This window comes from Candidatus Acidiferrales bacterium, assembly GCA_036514995.1.
Taxonomy (GTDB): domain Bacteria; phylum Acidobacteriota; class Terriglobia; order Acidiferrales; family DATBWB01; genus DATBWB01.
Genome location: DATBWB010000213.1, coordinates 1 through 17,844, shown reverse-complemented (window position 1 = coordinate 17,844; position 17,844 = coordinate 1). Strand labels below are relative to the sequence as shown.

At 60.6% G+C, this 17,844-nt stretch carries 17 protein-coding genes; 7 read left to right on the top strand and 10 right to left on the bottom strand.

What is annotated here, in order from left to right:
- The 5 genes from VIH17_13740 to VIH17_13720 form a co-directional block, all read right to left on the bottom strand.
- On the bottom strand, positions 1-242 hold a 242-nt coding region (locus tag VIH17_13740; GenBank protein ID HEY4684296.1), incomplete at its 3' end, for a hypothetical protein.
- Between the two features lie 2 nt (positions 243-244).
- Entirely contained in the window at positions 245-1,342 is a 1,098-nt protein-coding gene (locus VIH17_13735; protein ID HEY4684295.1) for a cytochrome bc complex cytochrome b subunit, read from the bottom strand.
- A 2-nt stretch (positions 1,343-1,344) separates the two neighbouring features.
- Complete coding sequence (locus tag VIH17_13730; GenBank protein HEY4684294.1) at positions 1,345-1,818, bottom strand: ubiquinol-cytochrome c reductase iron-sulfur subunit; 474 nt, start codon at positions 1,816-1,818, stop codon at positions 1,345-1,347.
- A 195-nt stretch (positions 1,819-2,013) separates the two neighbouring features.
- Complete coding sequence (locus VIH17_13725; protein ID HEY4684293.1) at positions 2,014-2,250, bottom strand: hypothetical protein; 237 nt, start codon at positions 2,248-2,250, stop codon at positions 2,014-2,016.
- Positions 2,247-3,578, bottom strand: a complete 1,332-nt coding sequence (locus VIH17_13720; protein HEY4684292.1) for a multiheme c-type cytochrome — start codon at positions 3,576-3,578, stop codon at positions 2,247-2,249. The genes VIH17_13725 and VIH17_13720 overlap by 4 nt, the downstream gene beginning before the upstream one ends.
- A 414-nt stretch (positions 3,579-3,992) precedes the next feature.
- Here VIH17_13720 and hemA point away from each other — a divergent pair, with 414 nt between their 5' ends.
- From hemA to VIH17_13690, 6 genes are all read left to right on the top strand, one after another.
- Positions 3,993-5,321, top strand: coding sequence for a glutamyl-tRNA reductase (gene hemA / locus VIH17_13715; GenBank protein HEY4684291.1), 1,329 nt, complete (start codon positions 3,993-3,995; stop codon positions 5,319-5,321).
- Between the two features lie 28 nt (positions 5,322-5,349).
- Complete coding sequence (locus VIH17_13710) at positions 5,350-6,012, top strand: tetratricopeptide repeat protein (GenBank protein ID HEY4684290.1); 663 nt, start codon at positions 5,350-5,352, stop codon at positions 6,010-6,012.
- Positions 6,013-6,031: 19 nt separating this feature from the next.
- The gene (locus tag VIH17_13705) at positions 6,032-6,388 is read left to right on the top strand and encodes a hypothetical protein (protein HEY4684289.1); all 357 of its coding nucleotides are present in this window, start codon (positions 6,032-6,034) and stop codon (positions 6,386-6,388) included.
- Between the two features lie 640 nt (positions 6,389-7,028).
- Positions 7,029-7,301 carry a hypothetical protein gene (locus VIH17_13700; GenBank protein ID HEY4684288.1) on the top strand — a complete coding sequence of 91 codons (273 nt, stop codon included), beginning with the start codon at positions 7,029-7,031 and terminating at the stop codon, positions 7,299-7,301.
- Between the two features lie 88 nt (positions 7,302-7,389).
- The gene (locus tag VIH17_13695) at positions 7,390-8,319 is read left to right on the top strand and encodes a hypothetical protein (protein ID HEY4684287.1); all 930 of its coding nucleotides are present in this window, start codon (positions 7,390-7,392) and stop codon (positions 8,317-8,319) included.
- 215 nt (positions 8,320-8,534) lie between these two features.
- Positions 8,535-9,386 carry a class I SAM-dependent methyltransferase gene (locus tag VIH17_13690; protein ID HEY4684286.1) on the top strand — a complete coding sequence of 284 codons (852 nt, stop codon included), beginning with the start codon at positions 8,535-8,537 and terminating at the stop codon, positions 9,384-9,386.
- Positions 9,387-9,522: 136 nt separating this feature from the next.
- On the opposite strand, the gene VIH17_13685 is transcribed toward VIH17_13690, so the two are convergent.
- Together VIH17_13685 and VIH17_13680 are read right to left on the bottom strand one after the other, a co-directional pair.
- Positions 9,523-11,184 (bottom strand): OmpA family protein, encoded by a 1,662-nt coding sequence (locus tag VIH17_13685; protein HEY4684285.1) that lies wholly within the window; start codon positions 11,182-11,184, stop codon positions 9,523-9,525.
- A 35-nt stretch (positions 11,185-11,219) separates the two neighbouring features.
- Positions 11,220-11,918, bottom strand: coding sequence for an outer membrane beta-barrel protein (locus VIH17_13680; GenBank protein ID HEY4684284.1), 699 nt, complete (start codon positions 11,916-11,918; stop codon positions 11,220-11,222).
- Between the two features lie 427 nt (positions 11,919-12,345).
- Between VIH17_13680 and VIH17_13675 the strand changes: the two genes are divergently transcribed.
- Positions 12,346-12,579: a DUF433 domain-containing protein gene (locus VIH17_13675; GenBank protein HEY4684283.1), complete on the top strand. Its 234-nt coding sequence runs from the start codon at positions 12,346-12,348 to the stop codon at positions 12,577-12,579.
- 538 nt (positions 12,580-13,117) lie between these two features.
- On the opposite strand, the gene VIH17_13670 is transcribed toward VIH17_13675, so the two are convergent.
- The 3 genes from VIH17_13670 to ccsA all read right to left on the bottom strand — a co-directional run bounded on the left by VIH17_13670 (position 13,118) and on the right by ccsA (position 17,545).
- Complete coding sequence (locus tag VIH17_13670) at positions 13,118-14,653, bottom strand: sigma-54 dependent transcriptional regulator (GenBank protein HEY4684282.1); 1,536 nt, start codon at positions 14,651-14,653, stop codon at positions 13,118-13,120.
- Positions 14,654-14,809: 156 nt separating this feature from the next.
- Positions 14,810-15,898, bottom strand: coding sequence for an ATP-binding protein (locus VIH17_13665; protein HEY4684281.1), 1,089 nt, complete (start codon positions 15,896-15,898; stop codon positions 14,810-14,812).
- Positions 15,899-16,114: 216 nt separating this feature from the next.
- Complete coding sequence (ccsA, locus tag VIH17_13660; protein HEY4684280.1) at positions 16,115-17,545, bottom strand: cytochrome c biogenesis protein CcsA; 1,431 nt, start codon at positions 17,543-17,545, stop codon at positions 16,115-16,117.
- Positions 17,546-17,844 lie beyond the last annotated feature (299 nt).

Here is a 17,844-nt window from a genome sequence, read left to right as displayed (position 1 = left end):
CCGACAAACCCGGCAGCGCGACTCATCGCCTTCATCATGTCATCGGTGTTCGCATCCCCACCGTGGCACGCCGCGCAGGTCAGACCTTTCTGGCCGTGGATATCCTCCGCCCAGGTATCGGTTGGGGTTTTCAACTTGCCTTCGAGCATTTGATGGCAAAGCAGGCACTGATCCGCAGCCAGGGCAAACGCGGAGCACCCGAGGATGGCCAAGAGGACAGTAAACCAACACCGAACTTGCATGTTCATTTCACCAGAGAGGCGATGAGAGTCGGCAAGGTCGTCACGGCGATGAAAACAACCACAAAGACCCCCAGCCCGAGAAAGAAAACTCGCCAGCGCTCACCGGGCTTGCGGTCCAGAAACGGGATCAGTAGCCAGAGTAAACCGGCAATTCCAAAGGCGAGAACGCCCAGTACTTCGCCGTCTATGAACCAGATCTTGGCGGGGATGAATTTCAAGGTTTCAAAGGCAAAGAGAAAATACCACTCCGGGCGAATGCCTGCCGGAGCGGAGGCGAAGGGATCCGCTTTGACGCCCAGTTCCCACGGCATCAAAGCGGCCAGCGCACCCAGGACGCCCAGTGCGATGTACCAGCCCATCAGGTCGCGCAAAGCGAAATTGGGGAAGAAAGGCATCTCGCGCCGCTGGCCGCCGGTAGCCGTCCATTGTCTTTCGACCGACTCCGGCACGCTCATGCCGAACTTCTGGACGAGGACAAGATGGAGGGCGAGGAGGATGGTGGTAAGGCCGGGCAAAACGGCAACGTGGAAGCCGAAGAAACGAGTCAGGGTGGCTCCGGTGACTTCCTCCCCGCCGCGGAGGAAAACCAGGAGCCACTTGCCGATCAGGGGCACCTGCGCCGCCATTTCCGTGCCGACCTTCGTCGCAAAGTAGGCCAGGGTATTCCACGGCAGCAAATAGCCGCTGAAGCCGAAGCCCAGCGCCAGAAACAAGAGCAGCATGCCGCTGATCCAGGTCAGTTCGCGCGGTTTGCGGTAGGCGCGCATGAAATAGACGCTGAACATGTGCAGAAAGGCGGTGAGGATCATCAGGTTTCCCGCCCAGGAGTGAACGGAACGGATCAACCAGCCAAACTTCACATGCGTCATGATGTACTGGACGCTCTCAAAGGCCTCGTTGGGCGAGGGACGGTAGTACAGCAACAACAAAATGCCGGTCAGCACCTGGATGACGAAGAGGAACAGGGTCATCCCGCCCAGGTAGTACCAGACGCTGTGGCGGTGGACGGGGACGGTTTTCTTCTTGGCGAACTGAAGGAGCGATTCCAAGCCAAAGCGCTCGTCCAACCACCGGCGGATGACTTGCCCGAGGCTGCCCATCGCTACCCCGCCTTTTTCCGTTGGACGACGATGTCCTCGCCGCGCAGGTGAACGGCGTAGTCTTCGAGCGGCCGCGGCGGAGGCCCCGACACGTTTCTCCCGTTCAGGTCAAACATTCCGTTGTGGCAGGCGCACCAAATCCTTTGCATGTCGGCGCGATACTGCACGTTGCAGTTCAGATGCGTACAGGTAGCCGAGAAGGCCCGGTAACTGCCGTCGCGGAGTCGGATCAGCAGGCCGGGCTTAGAGCCGAACTTGAAGATCTTGCCCGAGTTGGGCCTCAGCTCTTTGGCGTTGCCGGCCACTACCGTATCCGAACCCAGTTCCCCCGTCGTGGGGGGAATCATGTAGCGCAGCGCCGGGTAGAGGAAGGAGACAATGGAAGCGACGATGCCACTCCCCAGGACGACCTGGATGAATCGCCGACGCGACTTCGCTCGAGACTCCTCCGCAACGGGATGGGATGGCATGGTCATGCACGCTCTCCGCCGTGGAAGGCCGGCCTTTCCGCAGGCCTCCCGGCGTCTTCGGAAACCTTTTCTCGACCCGCCGGGTGCACACGCTGACTGCGGCCTGCCTGTGGCGAACGGCCAAAGCGCGGCTGGCCCCGATTGGATCGGGGCTGGTCACGAATTCGATCGAGCGCGATATCCCAGCGAGTCGGGTTTTGGCTACTTTGCTTCCGCCTTGCAGCCTTCGAGCGAATGGTTGTGCTTGGCGTAGCACTTGCCGGCGTCATTGAGCTCTTTCGTTCCCATCTTGATGTGGCAATAGGTGCACGCCTTCGATTCTTTTTTCGAATACTCCGGCTTGGCGTGGGATAACGAGATTCCCCACACGCCGATGATGACGATCGCCACGGCCGCTTTGATCAGGCGGCTCAACTTGCGACTGGATCTGGTTCTCATTGTTTGTACCGCTCCTTGTAGAAGTCGAGCATCTGCTTCACTTGTTCGGGGGTCAGACCGCTCTTCCAGCGATGGAAGTCGGTCTTCAAAACGTCCGCCGTAATGCCGGGCTGGAGGCGCTCGGCCTCCGGCAGGAACTTTTCGTAGAAATGCTTGGCGACCTCATAGAAGCCGTGCCACTGCGTGTAGTCCGGCCCCATCATGGCGGTGCCCATTCTCGCACGTCGGCCCTCATGATGCCAGAGTTCGTAGAAAATCCACTCGATTGGTTCGTCGAACGGCGTCTTGGTCAGCTTGCCGTCGGCGTAGAGCTTATCCACGATGGCCTTCGCCGGCCTGGCAAATTTCTCGTTGTAGAGGTCTATCGTGCCGTCATATTGCTTGTAGAAATTTTCCACCCAGCCGCTGGCGTGGCAATTGGAACAGACATCCTGCATGGCTTCGCGGCGCTTCTGCCAGTTTTCTACCTTGAAGCTGATGACCGGGCGAAGGGTGTAGCTGATGCGGGCGCCGGCATCGTGGGTGATCGGTTGATTGACCGTGGCGCTCATGTGACAGGTGGCGCAGGTGGGCGCCGCTGCATAATCCTTGCCCACCACCCAGCTCTTGCTTTCGAGATTCATCTTCTGGAGGTTGCCGCGGAACTGAATGCCATGCTTGGATTCGTTGTAGATCTCGATTTGAGGATGGTCCGGCCCCATGTGGCACTTGCCGCAATTTTCCGGTTGGCGGGCCAGTGCGGCGCTGAAGCTGTGGCGCCCGTGGCAGGCGGCGCAGGTGCCGAGGCTGCCGTCGGGATTCACCCGGCCAATGCCGCTGTTCGGCCAGGTGTTGGGATCAAATTTGCCGTTGCCGATGTATTTCACCTCGCTGCCGTGACACTGGCGGCAGCCGTTTACGGCGGCCGGCCCGCCTTCCACGATTTCGCCCAGGATATTGTCAAGCGAACCGATGAACTGCGCTCCCTGGGAGTGGCGGCTGGCGGCAAACTCCTTGGCTTCTTGGGCGTGACAGGAGGCGCAATAGTTGGGCGTGACGATGACGGCGATCTTCAGGCCCATGTAGTGCTCAAAGGTTGCCGGGTCGCCTTCGCGCGCTTTGTGACACGCGTAACAGTCCACTCGAGCGCGCGCGTGGGCGCTGCCTTTCCACTGTTCGACCAACGCCGGATGGAAGGATTCGTGGCACTGGAGACATTTCTCGCCCTCCACCGAAATCTTTGGGTTGCCGGCCCTGGCCTCGCCGGCGGCGGACGGCGCGCCAACGACTCCCAGGAGCGCAAGAAAGGCGACCGGAAGGAATCCTGTCGCGGTCATATTTCGAGCCATTTGTTCACCTCATTATGTCGCTGAAGACCAGGCGTAAGGGAACGGTCTGGGCAACAAGGCGGACGCATCCGAGCCTGACGGCAGGGGCATCCTGGATGCCAAAAACCGCGCTCCCGCTTCCCAATGACAAGTCCTTCATTGTCAATGGATTGTAGTGGAGACAAGAGGTTCCACCCAGGCTCTTCTCAAGACTTCTCTTGCGCGAAATCTCAGCAAAAAGCGGGATAAGCCGCAGGCCGGCACCGGGCAGGGTCAGAAGCGAGCAGCACCGCCACCGGCTCCGCTTTTGAGTAACGCATTGAAAATCAAAGAAGGACATGCCGTGGGCGTACCCGATGCGGGCGTGCCGTATGGCTTCCCAAGAAGTGGAACGCAAAGTGCCTCTTGGCACCCTCCGAGGGGTAAACTAGGCCCATGGCGGCGAATCAGGAAACTTTGCTCGTGATCGGCATCAACCACCGCACCGCCCCGGTTGAGATTCGGGAAAAGTTTTCGTTGACCCCGACCCGGCTGCGCGAGGCGATGGAGGCTCTTTCCCGGCGCGAGGCAATTGAAGAAATCGTCATCCTCTCCACCTGCAACCGCACCGAGTTTGTGGTCTGGGCCAAGGATGCCGATCGAGCCGCTGGGACCCTGCGCGGCTATCTGGTGGAGCGTTTTTCCTTGTTGCTCTGTGAGTGGGCGCGCTTCTATCGCCACACCGGAACCGAAGCCATCCGCCATGCCTTTCGCGTGACCTCAAGCCTGGACTCGATGGTGGTCGGTGAGCCCGAGATTGTCGGCCAGGTGAAGGACGCCTGGGCCGCCGCCAGGGAGGTGGGCACGGTTGGCCGCCATCTGGACGCTCTTCTGAGCAAGGCGCTCTCGGTTTCCAAACGCATCCGCACTGAGACAGCCATCGGCAGCGCGGCCGTTTCGGTGCCCTATGCTGCTGTCGAGCTCGCCAAGAAGATCTTCGGAAAACTCGATGGCAAGACCGTTATGGTCCTGGGCGCCGGCAAGATGGGTGAACTGGCGGCGCGCTACCTGGTTCGCGACGGCGCCAGTGCCGTGCTGGTCGCCAACCGCACTTACGAGCGAGCTGTCGAACTGGCCCGCGAACTGGGCGGTCTCGCCGTGCGCTACGATGATCGTTGGACCTACCTGGCTCAGGTCGACATCTTGATTAGCTCGACCGGCTGCCCCCGCTTCCTGATCACGCGAGAAGATGGCGATCGCCTGCGGGCGGCGCGCCAGGGCCGGCCGCTCTTCTTCATTGACATCGCCGTGCCCCGCGATATTGATCCCGAGCTCAACCGCATGGATGGCTTCTTCCTCTATGACATTGATGACCTGGAGCAGGTGGTGGCGCAGAACCGGCATGAGCGGGAGCGAGCGGCGGCGGCGGCGGAAAAAATCGCTGCCCGCGAGGCGGAGCAATTCCGGAAGCATCTCGTGGGGGAGCGCATTGTGCCCACCATCGTCCAGCTTCGCCGCCACCTCGATGAAATTCGCCGCGCTGAGCTGGCTCGCTACCGCAGCCATTTGGGCCCCCTCACCCCCGAACAGGAACAGGCGATCGAAGTCTTGACCACTTCCATCATCAACAAGATTCTTCATACCCCGATGAAGGAGTTGAAAGCGGCTGAGGACGCACCCGCCCAGGATGAAGTGGTCGGAATGGTGCGTCGCCTCTTCCCCCTCGAGCAAGAGGAGGAGCCTTCGCTTCCTCTCCGCGCCATCCCGCAGGGCGGGACCGACTGAGGCCGGCTGAGGAATGATGAAGCATGAGATGAGAAACCACCGCGTGCCCCGCCCGGGCGGGGCCTCGAATGACGAACGCCCCGCCACCTCTCTCTGGACCAGCCGCGAAGCCTATTTGCTGGCTATCGCTTGCTTCGTGATCGGTCTGGCCATCGGTTACATCTTCCGCGGATCGAGTGGCCTCCCGCCGGCGTACCCGAGCCCGTCGAATCCTTCCACCGCTCCCGCCGCTCCGCTAGGTTCGGCCGTACCTCCCTGGGCGGATGTGGAAACGACAGCGCGGCCCTTGAAGACTTTTTTGCAGGCCCATCCCAACGACTTCGACACCCTGGTCAAGCTCGGCAATCTCTATTTCGATCACCAACAATGGGGCCCGGCCATTGACTTTTATTCTCGTGCCCTCGCCCTTCGGCCGGACGTCGTCGAGGTGCGTACCGACCGCGGCACCGCCTACTTCTATTCGCAGCAATTTGAGCAGGCGAAGGCTGACTACCAAGGCTCCCTGAAGGTCAAACCGACCCATCCGCAGACGCTGTTCAACTATGGCCTGCTGCAGATGAATGGATTCCGCAACCCGGCCAGAGCCATCGACCTGTGGCAAAAACTCTTGCGCGCCCATCCGAATTATCCTGAAGCCCCGAGGGTGACGGCTCAGATCGAGCAGGCCAGGCTCCAGCTTGGCCGTCAGTAAAGGTCGGAGAGGGAATGGAATGAGTACCTGGGATAAGCAAAAAGTTCTGGGGCTGATTCGCCTGGAAATTGACAACATCCGGCGGCGCGGCTTTGGCGCTTACTTCCGCGATAGCGTGCTCTGCATCAATTCCCACAAACTGGTGAAATCAGACACGTGCGAGGGTTGCGCCTTGCTCATGTATGTCCCTGAAGAACACAAGGACAATGAGGTGCCTTGCTTCCATATCAGCCTGGATGCCGGGGGCGATACGGTGGCGGCCCTGTCGAAAACAGGCGACCGCAAGGAACTGGAAGAGAGAATCGTCTCTTGGCTCGAGCGCACTGCTGACAACCTGGAGCGCGAGATTCTTGCCGAGCGCGAGAAGCGGCAGTGAGGAACGGCCGAAACTTTCTTGAAGATTCGAGACCAGGCAGAAGGACACTTCCTGCCTGAGAGACAGAAAATGGAAAACGGAAAATAGAAAATAGGCCTGTTTTCTGATTTCTCTTTTCTGATTTTTTTTGGCTTGTGAGGATTCTTCCCAAAGCAGCGGAATCTTGGTTAGCGGTCTCGCTCCCACGGGCGCGCACTGCGCTGTTCTCCTCCCCACCTGAGCGCCGGCGGGCAAATCCCTTGCCGCCCCACTTGGTCGAGCCCCACGTCGCCGGCCACAAACTTGTGGCGAGGGAAGCGAGCCTGACAATCCTTGACAATCGGGGTTAACCGGCACATCTTCTTGGCGTCTTCGATCCCGAACCGTCGGTCCCGACCGGTCGATATCCACGGGGAAGAAACCATGTACTGCTCTCGATGCGGGCGCGCTATCCAGGCGGAGGATCGCTTTTGCCCTGGGTGTGGCGCTCCCCTGAGCGTGCCGTCTCCGCCAGCCCCGGCCCCGGCCGCCGTGGCGGCGACTTCTTCCCGCATGGAGGTCGCACGTCAAGCTCCTGGGGATCCTGTTCATTCTTTACAACTCGCTACACCTACTGGCCGCGCTTGCCTTCATTCTCGGACTGGGCATCGTAGGCCGCATCGTGAGTGAGCTCAACCTGCCGTTCGGACTTGAGGGGCTGCTGCGTGTCCTTCTGCCGGTGGTGTTGGGAATTCTTCTGGCAGTTTCTTCGCTGGGAATCCTCGGCGGAGCGGCCTTGCTGCAACACGACCGCTGGGGCCGAATGCTGGTCATCGTTCTATCCTGCATCAATCTGCTGCGCGTGCCGGTCGGCACGGCATTGGGGATCTACGGACTGTGGGTCTTGATGTCCGCCGAAGGCGAGGCCTACTACAGCCGCGTCGCTGCCCGGTAGAGGCCTTCAGGCGGGCCCCGTACCGATCCGGTACGGGGCGGGCATTCCCTACATCGGGGGAGGGCGCCCTCTTGCATCCATGAAGCGAGTGAAGCGACCGAGGTCAGCCGGACCGAGGGCTCTCGAGCGAACGATCGCACGCAGCCTTGCTTTCCTGCGCGCCCACCCGGTCGAAAGCGTCCAGGCAGGTCTCGCCGCCTTCCTGCCGGCGTCGGGCGGCGCCTCCCGCGACCGTTTCCTTTCGAACCTCGTTGCCACCGAGAGCCCGGAGGGCCATTGGCATCACAGCCTCGCCGATACGGCCTGGAATTTGCGGCTGCTTCACGACCTGGGCGAGCATCGCACTCCCGGCGTCTATCGCGCGGTGGAGTGGATCTTTTCGACGCAAGGCCAGCCCGGCGCTTACGCCCGGGGTTGCTCGGAAGCAAGCCATCGCGACCGCATCTGTGAGCACTTTTTCGGCCCCTGCTTCAGCCCCGGTGAAGCGCAGCTTTCGAGCGCCCGCTTTCCTAACGGCGCAGAAATAGCTTCTGACGCCGGGGCAAGGTTTTTGATCAGCAATGTCGCGCTCGAAGCTCTGCTGCGTTGGGGCTATGACCGCGACCCACGGCTCGAGCGGTACCTCGAATCACTCCGCAACTTCCCCCGGCTCTTTTCCCGATACGGCGGCATGTTTGCGCCGGTATTGATGGTTTCTGTTCTCGCGGTCTTGCTGCGCGACCGCCATCCTCGCAGCAAGAAGCAAGCCGGAAATCTGCTTCGCCTTCTGGCCAAACTCCAGAAGCGCGATGGCAACTGGCCGCATCTCGACCGCTTCTATGTCCTCGATGTGATTGGCCACAGCCGGAATCGGCATGCCCGCCGGATGCTCGCTCGGTCCCGGCCGCGGTTGCTCGCGCTTGCCCGACGCGAGGGAAGGTGGGGAGCTGCCGCCCTGCCCACCGGAATTGCCTTGCGGGCTCTCGCCGCGCTGTCGAAGCTTGGAGGGCGCCATTCTAGCGCCAGCGCACGGCTCTAAGCAGCATTGCGGAAATAGCTTGACGCCCCCTGGCCCGGATGTCCGCTATTTATGCGGGTTTTCCTACGGAGCGCCGTCAAGTTACTTTTGCAGTCGTCTTTAGAACGTGTATCAGGAATTCGTGGTTCCCGCGCCGAGCCCCCAGGCACCCGCCTGGGGGATACAAGAGGCTTTTAATCCCCGAGGCAAGAGCCTCGGGGCTGAGGGAGACCACCGTGCCAAGCGATCTGGCTCGCTATTACGACGTCGTGGTGGATTGGGAGAAGCGACTCGCCCGCGAGATGCCTCTGCTTCGAAAAATTCTTGCTGAGGTGCCTTCGCGAAAAGTCCTCGTCGCCGGATGCGGGACGGGTGGGCACGTACTGGCGCTCGCGAGAGAGGGCTTCGAGGTCATCGGCATTGATTCCGACCCGGCGATGGTCGAGGTGGCGCAGAAGAAACTGGACGCGGCTGCCGAAGAGATTCGTCGGGCAAGGAATGGTAGCGTCGGGATTCATCCCGACATGCCTGCGGGGCCGGTGGCCCGACAAACCCTAAAGGCGAGTGTGAAACTTTGCGCGATTGAAGAAAGCGCCAGGCTCCGCGAGCGCTTCGGAGCAGCACTTTGCCTGGGCAACACCTTGCCCAACCTTTCTGCCCCGGGTCAGCTTGAAGCGGCTCTGCGCTCTCTCTACGAGGTCCTCCTTCCGGGAGGAATTTTCTTTATCCAGAATCTTAACTATGACAAGCGCTGGCGGGAAAAGACCAAGTGGTTTCCCCTGCTCTCCGGGCGCACCGAGGATGAAGAAGTCATCCTCTTCAAGGTAGCCGAATACGGCCCCGAGTTTATTGACTTCCACGCCATTTTCTTCACCCGGCCCCTGGCCCCTGGAACCTGTTGGGACTATCGCGTCAACACCAACCGCCAAATCCCTCTGTTCGAAAAAGAACTGCGCACTCTGCTGGAACGAATCGGTTTCGAGATCGTCTCCACCTGGTCAGACTATTCCGGCGCGCCCTTTGACGTTCGGGATTCCAGCGATCTTCTCCTCTTGTCGCGCCGGCCAGGTGTTGTCCCTTCACGGTGAGACCCTTCAGGGCTGATCTGTTGCGGCATTAGGTGCAAACTGTCCGCTGATCTCGAGCAAACCGCAGTAATTCCCAAGGGGCCAAGCGGGGGCTTGTTCGGTGCGTTCTTCGGTGTTGGCAATCAGCCTGTCGGCTTTACTGCGGTGAAGTTCCGGAGTTGGCGGCGGTGGCGCCAATGGCCTCGCCGGTGACCACCAGCTCGACGCGGCGGTTCTGTTGGCGGCCTTCGGTGGTCTCGTTGGAGGCCACCGGTTGCGTTTTACCGAACCCGCGCCCGCTGATCGAGGCTGCCGGAACTCCCTGCTGCACCAGGAAATCCCGCACGGAGTCAGCGCGCTGTTCGGAAAGCCCCTGGTTGTATTCATCGCCGCCGACGCTGTCGGTGTGACCTTCGATCTGCAGATTCAGCCCGGGATAGGCCAGGACGATGCCGGAGATTTTCGCCAGCTTTTCCCGCGCACCCGGTTTCAAGGTGTACCTGGCCGTGTCGAAAAGAACGTCCGACATGTTCACGATGAGCCCGCGAACCGTGTCGCGCGTTTGCAGGATCAAGTTCAACTGGCGCAAGAGTCGCGAGCGCAGCTCCGCTTTTTCGGCCTCGGCTTGCTGCCGCATGCGTTCGGCCTGCTCGGCAGCCAGATGCGCTCTTTCGGTTTCCGCTTGGGCGGCTTGCTGCTGTGCTAAAGCGGCGGCACGTGCTGCTTCCGCCTCGGCCGTTTGCCAGGCAGCTTGTTGAGCGGCTTGGCGTGCTCTTTCGGCTTCGGCCTGGGCGGCTTGCTGCTGTGCTAAAGCGGCGGCACGGGCTGCCTCCGCCTCGAGCCGTTCCCGGGCCGCGCGTTCGGCGGCCAACTGGGCTTCCAACTTGGCGCGTTCGGCCGCGGCGGTTTCCGCTTTGGCGCGCGCTTCGCGCTCCGCCGCTGCCTGGCGCTCTTTGGCCAGGCGCTCCTCTTCCCGGCGTTTCACCGTAATGGCCCGCGCATCCTCAGCGGTCTGCACTGCCTCCCGAGCTGCCATCTCGACCTGTTTTTTTGCGCCCTTGCGCGTTTGATAGCTCTCCGCCTGCTGGAGGAGCTCCACCGCCCTTTGGAAGCTACTGAAGGCGTAGCGATCGGCGCCCGCCCCTCGGGCAATCTGCACGGCGTTTCTGGCCTCGTACAGCCCAAGAGGTATCCTGGGGTCCATTCTCATCGGCTGAAAATTGGCGGAAACAACTGCGTACTCACCTCTCTGCAGCAAGTCATATTTGGCATCAATCTCCTGAATGTTTCCGACCGTGTCGGGCCGCACAATGTTTTCCATCACCACCACGTCGCTCGGCTGCATGACGGCGAAATAGGGTTCCGCGGTCACGACCAGGGCAAAAGCCTGCAATTGAGCCGTAACCTCCAGTTTGCTTTTGGTCCCCTCCAAAAGCACTTCGCCGAGGTTGGTAGCGCGGCCTTCCGGAGTGATGGCCCACAGGACGTAGGTCAAGAACTCAGGGCCGAATTGGGTGGCGGACTGTAATTTGTCGAATCTTGCTTGGATCTTGATCGCGCCCTTCTTGCTTTCCACTTTCGCTTGGCCTCGGGCAAAAGGGAGGAGGACGGTTCCGCGGAAATCAATCCTGGTCGCCCCGCTCAAGTGGCGATAGTTGATTGCCTTGGTCGTACGCGCCACCACCGTGACACGATACAGCGGCGAAGACTGATTCTCCCGCTTCTGCATTTCGCTCGGCTGATGCGTTGGGCTCTGCATCTGCGCGGGCGAAATGCCAGAAAGCCCAATCATGGCCAGAACAATACTTGCAATTTTCATGTCAGACCCTTTCCTTCGCACCCATTGGAACGGCGCTAGCGCAGATAGATCACGACCCCGATGGAGGCTTCCCAGTCGTGTACAACCCCGCTGACGGGGAAGAAATCTACGGCCGGCCCGGGCGGCGTCTCTGGCACGCCAAAGCGCGGGATTCTGGTCATGTAGTCGCGGAAGTCAAACCGCACGCCAAAGCGGTCGTGGACCTTCGCTTCCACGCCAGCGCCAAAATTGAGGCTGAGCTTGGTGTTGCTGCTGATCACCGCCGCCTCATCCACGAACTCAAATGTCGCAGCGAATGTTTTGGCGGCGTCGGTGGGACTGTACCGGGTGAGCCCCAGGCCGCCAGTAACGAAGGCCCGCATCTTGTCCTCTGGCTTGTTCAGGAAGTACAACGCGTTGGCCGCGAACTGGTGGACGCGCGTCCCAAAGGCACGCTCTCGTGGCGGCACTCGCAGCTCAAAGATGCGCAGGTTATTGGTGCCGTAGCTGTAGCTGCCTTCCACAGCCCAATGGCTGTCCACGTCCACGGTGCCCCGGAATCCGAATTTGCCCCCCTTTGCGAAATCGGAACGAAACTGGTCTCCGCCAACGACGAAGGTTCGCTCACCTTTCAAGAAAGAGCCTCCGCCGAAAATCGTCAACCGCGGATTAAGGTCTTGCCCAAAAGCGTTCGGGGCGACCAAAAGAAACACAAGAAGCGCGCAGGCGATTCCCCAAAAGCTCTTTGTCTTCATTAGTAATCCCCCTCAGGTTCATCTTGTCTCCGGAGCCACGGGTTGCTCACCTCCGCTGGTTCCGAAGCCTCCTTTGTACTATGGCGGAGTACTATCACCAATAGGCCATTAGTACTAGTTAACCAAAAGGTACTATTTTTAATCGCCTATGCGGTCCATGCAGCGCGCAGGACAACTGCGCGTGCGCCGGCAGGCTCGTCCCGCAAATGCGCCCGGGACGCAGAATGCGCGCCACAAGTTCGACTGAGCCGCTTCGTCCCAATCTCGGTGTCTCAGGCTTCGCGGGCCTGCGCCTTCTCCTGCTTCCCGCCTCTATGGGCACCTACTGCCCGGCCGCATACTGATAAAAATGGGTCAACGTCGTATTCTTCTAACAAATAGAGCCCGGCCGGAGCGTGCGTTCAATCTGTCCGGCAGGAGGCTGAGAGTGAAACAGTTTCCTCGAATTACCTTGGATCCGAAACAAATGGGTGGCGTCCCGTGTATCCGCGGTTTGCGCATCCCAGCCGCAACCGTGGTGGGCATGGTGAGCGAGGGGATGGCCGAAGCGGAGATATTAAAGGCCTATCCAGACCTTGAGCCGGAAGACATCGGCGAAGACCTGCGCTATGCCGCCGAGGCGGTGCGGGAACGCGAACTCCCGGTCGCTGGGAGTTCTTGAGATTCCTCGTAGACAATGCGTTGTCTCCCCTTGTGGCGGCCGGGCTGCGGGCTGCCGGACACAATGCCATCCATGTGCGAGACTACAACCTGCAGGCAGCCGCCGACTGGGAGGTCTTTGCGAGAGCCGCGCAGGAAGATAAGGACTCTTGTTTCAGCGGACACAGACTTTGCGAGCCTCCCAGCGCTACGGGAAGTAAACAAACCATCTGTGATTCTTCTCCGTCGCGGCCCCGGCCGGCCGGAAGCGCAACTCAGGCTGCTCTTGGCGAACCTGCTTGTAGTGGCTGATGCTGCCGAAGCTGGCAGCGTGATTGTGATTGAGAAGACCCGGATCCGTGTGCGCCGACTGCCTGTGGGTCGCCCGGAAGGAGACAGCTAAGCAATGCTAGTTCCCGTCGCGATTCCTATTGCAAAGAGGAACGCGAATTCTCCTGAAAGTCTGCTGGTCTCGGATCGCCGGTAGCACTGCCATCGAAAAGCGAAAGGCGCATTCTCGTAAGAACCGTTGGGGAAAAGACCGTAAGCGTTCTGACAGACTAGGGATGGGGCGGGGCGGGAGCTTCTTCGGTAGGTTCTTCGGCGCTGGCGATCAGCCCGAATTTTTTCATCTTGTAGCGCAGGGCATCGCGGCTGATATCGAGCAGCTTGGCGGCGTGGGTTTGGTTGCCGTTGGTTTGCTTGAGCGCCAATTCCACCAGCGCCCGCTCGACTTCCTCGAGCGACGTGCCGCCCTCAGGGATGGAAAGCGGCGGGAGCCACCGGCCCGACCGTCCGTGCTCGTCCGCCGCGGCGGAAACGCCCGTCGTGAACGGACGGGCGGGGTGGAGCGGCTGCCACGAGCTGCCCACCGGCGTCGAGGAGGATTGCCGCTCGAAAGAGGTCACGCCGGCGCGCGGCTGGGTGACGTGGAAGGGCAGATAAGTCGGCCGGAGGAAAGGCTCGTCTTCCAAAATCATGGCGCGCTCGATGGCGTTCTTGAGTTCACGCACATTGCCCGGCCAATCGTAGGCAAGCAGGAGTTGCCGCGTCTCTTCCGTCAAGCCGCTGATGCTCTTTCGAAATTTACGGTTGTAGTGATCGACAAAGAAATCCACCAGCGGCAGGATGTCCTCTTTGCGCTCGCGCAGCGATGGCAGGAACACGGAGATGATGGCGAGCCGGTAGAAAAGGTCCTGGCGGAAGCGATTCTCCGACACGGCTCGTTCGAGGTCGCGGTTGGAGGCGGCGATCACCCGCACGTCCACCTGAATGTCCTTGACACCGCCGACACGACGAAAATTTTGGTCTTCGAGCACCCGCAGGAGCTTGGCTTGGAGGAAAGGAGATAGCTCGCCGATTTCGTCCAGGAAAAGCGTGCCGCCGTCAGCCACCTCGAAGAGTCCCTTCTTCATCGCCTTGGCATCGGTAAAGGCGCCCTTCTCGTGGCCAAACAATTCCGGCTCCATCAGCGTTTCCGGAATGGCGGAGCAATTGATGGCGACAAAGGGGCGGGCGGCGCGGCTGGACTCGTAATGAATGGTCTTGGCGACGAGGTCCTTACCCGTGCCGCTTTCTCCCTGGATGAGGATGGTGCTGGCTTCGCTGGCGGCGACCTTGCGCACAAAATCGAGCAGCTCGCGCATGCGCCTGGACGCGGCGATGACGTCGCGGTAGCCGGTACGCCGCTTCACTTCGTCGCGGAGGCTGGCAACTTCGGTCCGCAGTTGCGTGGCCTCAAGGGCGTTTTGGACGGTGATGCTCAGCTCGTCAAAATCAATGGGCTTGCCGATGAAGTCATAGGCGCCGAGTTTGATGGCTGCCTTGACGTCATCGAGCTGCGGGTCGGCGGTCATCATGATGACGGCGGAAGGCTCGCCGGCCTCTTTCATCTGCTGGAGAATTTCCATGCCGCTCACGTCCGGCAGCCGGATGTCCAGCAGGATGAGTTCGGGTGATTCGTTGCGGACTGACTGCAGGGCGGCCCCGCCGGTCTCGGCCTCGAGCGGCGAGTAGCCCCACTCGGTGAACTTCTTGACGAGCGACCAGCGGACGAGCTTCTCATCGTCCACGACGAGAATTTTTCCTTTGGCCATGAATTGACCCAGATGGCTATTTTACTCCTCATGGCTTGAGATTTGGTAGGCCAGGTGGCTTCCAGCGGGCGACAGGAAAGTCGAAAATCGAAAAACGAAAAGCGAAAAACCGAAACTCGAAAGCGAGTGCTCGGAACTCGGCACCCGGCACTCACTTTACGAAGCCGTTGTCCTGAGAACCAAATCGGAAGGCGTTGTCGAGGCTGGGTGTTCCACTGGCAGGCAGATGGTGAAGGACGTTCCCGTTCCCGGCTTGCTCGAAACCTCTATGCGGCCGCCGTGAGCTTCCACGATGCGTTTGGCAAGTGACAGGCCAAGGCCCGTGCCCTGGCCCTTGGTGGTAAAGAAGGGCTTGAAGATGTTGGGCAGAAGCTCGGCGGGCATGCCGCGGCCGGTATCCTGGACCACGAGCGCGACCTGCTTGGGTCCTTCCGGGTGCGTCCGGACGCTGACGTGGCCCTGGCCGTCGATGGCCTGAATGCCGTTCAAGATCAGGTTCATCACGACCTGCTGGATTTGAGCGGGATCGTGTTCCACTTCAGGAAGGTTAGCGGCCGGAGCATAAGCAATCTCGATCGGCTGGCTGGTGATCTGCTGCCGGGCCAGGGTAACGACGTGCTCGACCGTGCGATTCAGATCGGCGCGATGAATCTGCGGGGGGTGCGGCCGGGCGTAGTTCAGCAGGTCCACCAGGATGCGATTGATGCGCATGACTTCCGCCTGCACCTCATCCATGACGTCGCGGTTGGGATGGTCGGGCGGAAGCTCAGCCGCGATGATTTCAATGGCGCCGCGAATTCCGGCCAGGGGATTCTTGATCTCGTGGGCCAGGCCGGCGGCCAGCTCGCCGATCGAGGCAAGGTGCGCGGCCTGCGAAATATGAGCATTGTAGAGCTCTTCGGTGCGCTCGCGGCTCTTGCGGAGCTGTTCCACCATGTGGTTGAAATCGCGGCCCAGCTCGCCGATCTCGTCCTGCTGGCGAGCGAAGCTGACCTTGACGGTCAAATCCCCGGCTCGCGCTCGGGCAATCTTTTCCTGGAGCTCGATCAGCGGCCGTTGCACCAGAATCGCCAGCACCACCAGCATCACCGCGCAAAGCGCCACCGCCCCGGCCGCCGCTACCAGCAGCACCATTTGCCGGGCGCGCGTCTCCACGCTGACGGTCACGGCCACGAAGATCAGCAGGCCCACAAGCGCCGCCAGCAACAGCGGAAGGGTAGCCTTGAGGCGCCAATCGATGCGCATAGCGTGCTCTTTGCTTACAGGCTCAACGTCATGCTAGCACAGGAAACAGAAGAGGCAAAGGAAGCAGAGGATGCAAAGGAAGAGAATGCTGAGGGGGCCTCCCGTGCGTAGTCCGCCCCATACTACCCACTCTAACCCAGGTACACCCTTTCAAACGGTTCCTGGCAAGTGGCCGCTGATCACTGGGCGCTGGTCGCCGCGCACTGGTCGCTTGCTTCAGGCGTAGGCGTGCAGGCCGGGCAGCAGGTAGCTGACCCCGAAGAAGGTAAAGATCACCACCGCGAAACCGATGATCGCAAGATAAGCAGCACGGCGGCCCCGCCAGCCATGCACCAGCCGCGCGTGCAAGTAACCGGCATAGACCAGCCAGGTGACCAAGGCCCAGGTTTCTTTCGGATCCCAACTCCAGTAAGAGCCCCAGGTGCGGTTGGCCCAATAGGCGCCGGTGGCAATCATGATAGTCAGCAAGGGGAAGGCGACGGCGATGGTTTTGTAAGTGAGCAGATCAATCTTGTTCGGCTCGGGAAGGATGCTCTCAATCGTCTCCCGGCGCCACAGAAGCAAGAGCATCAGCGCCGAAGCAAACAGCGCCGAGGCCATCCCCGCCACCAGGAAGGGGCTCGCCGAGAGGCGAGTGGGAAAGAAAGTTCCGACCTGAGCGGCAAAATAGCTGCCGTCCTTCGCCCGGGCGACAAACGCCGTCACCGCGACGATTTGAAGCAGAGTGGCCACCACGAAGATGCGCCGCGCCCAGGCTTCGAGCGCGACGCTCTTGCCGCGAGCCAGATTCGGGCGAGCGAGGAGCACGAGCAGCAGCGGCACCAGGGAGACGGCCAGGACGATTGCAAAAAGATAGCCCAGGCCGGGAATCGAGACCATGAGCGGCATTTTCTGAGCGAGAAAAATTTCGCGCTTTTCGAGGACGTCCCAGGCCGGAACCAAGAGCCCGCCATGGGGGTCGAGCCGGGTCAGCAAGGCAACGCAAATAGTTGAAACAAAAGCACTTACTGCACAAAGAAAGATATTCGTCGAAGTGCCGTCCTTGACGAGATAGAGCAACGCCAGCGCGAAACTGACAGCACAGGCGGCGTAGGCGAACATGGCGAAGGTCACGTGAATATGCAGCCAGGTGGACTGCAAGGCGGGCATGAGCGGCCGGATCTCCGACGGCATCAATTGGGTCAAGATGAGCGCCAGGGTCGCAATCGGCAGGGTGACCGAACCGACGAACGTCATCTTGTACTTCTTTTCAAAAATGACGCTGACCAGCACCACTCCCCAGGCAAAACTCACCAGCATTTCATACATGTTCGAGAAAGGAGGGCGACCGGCCGTGTAGCTGCGATGGACCACCGCCCCGGTATGGATCAACAGGCCGACGGCAGTTGCCCCCAAAGCCATGCGGTGGAGGAGCTCGTCGCGCAACGGCACGAATCCCACATAGTAGGCGGATGCCGCCAGATAGGACAGCAGCGCCAGGAAAAGCAGGTTGGCCTCGCTCCACGGATTTTCCGACTGCATCATCCTTGGAAGCGACATCACCAGAAGGAGCAGAACCACCAGCGGCACCCCGACCAGCAGGCCATAGGAGCGAGCTCGGCCGGGGCGGACGGAAAGGGTGGAGGCTCCTGTTCCCGTGCGTGACATGTTTCTCTCCTCCTCTAGCTTGATGGGAGGCCGCCTAGAAGGCGGCGCTACAACTCTCGCACTATCCTGTTCCCGTGCGTGACATTTTTCCTCTCTCCTCTAGCTTGATGGGAGGCCGCCTAGAAGGCGGCGCTACAACTCTCGCACTAGAAGCTATTGCAAAACCCATCGGAATCGGTTGATTCTGTTTCTGTTGGGCGACGCGTTGTAGCCCGCGTCTTCCCTTCGGGTCTGAAGACCCGTCAGGGTCTGAACGACAGACGCGGGGCATTTGGGCCCAAAACCCAGGAAAAACCCCA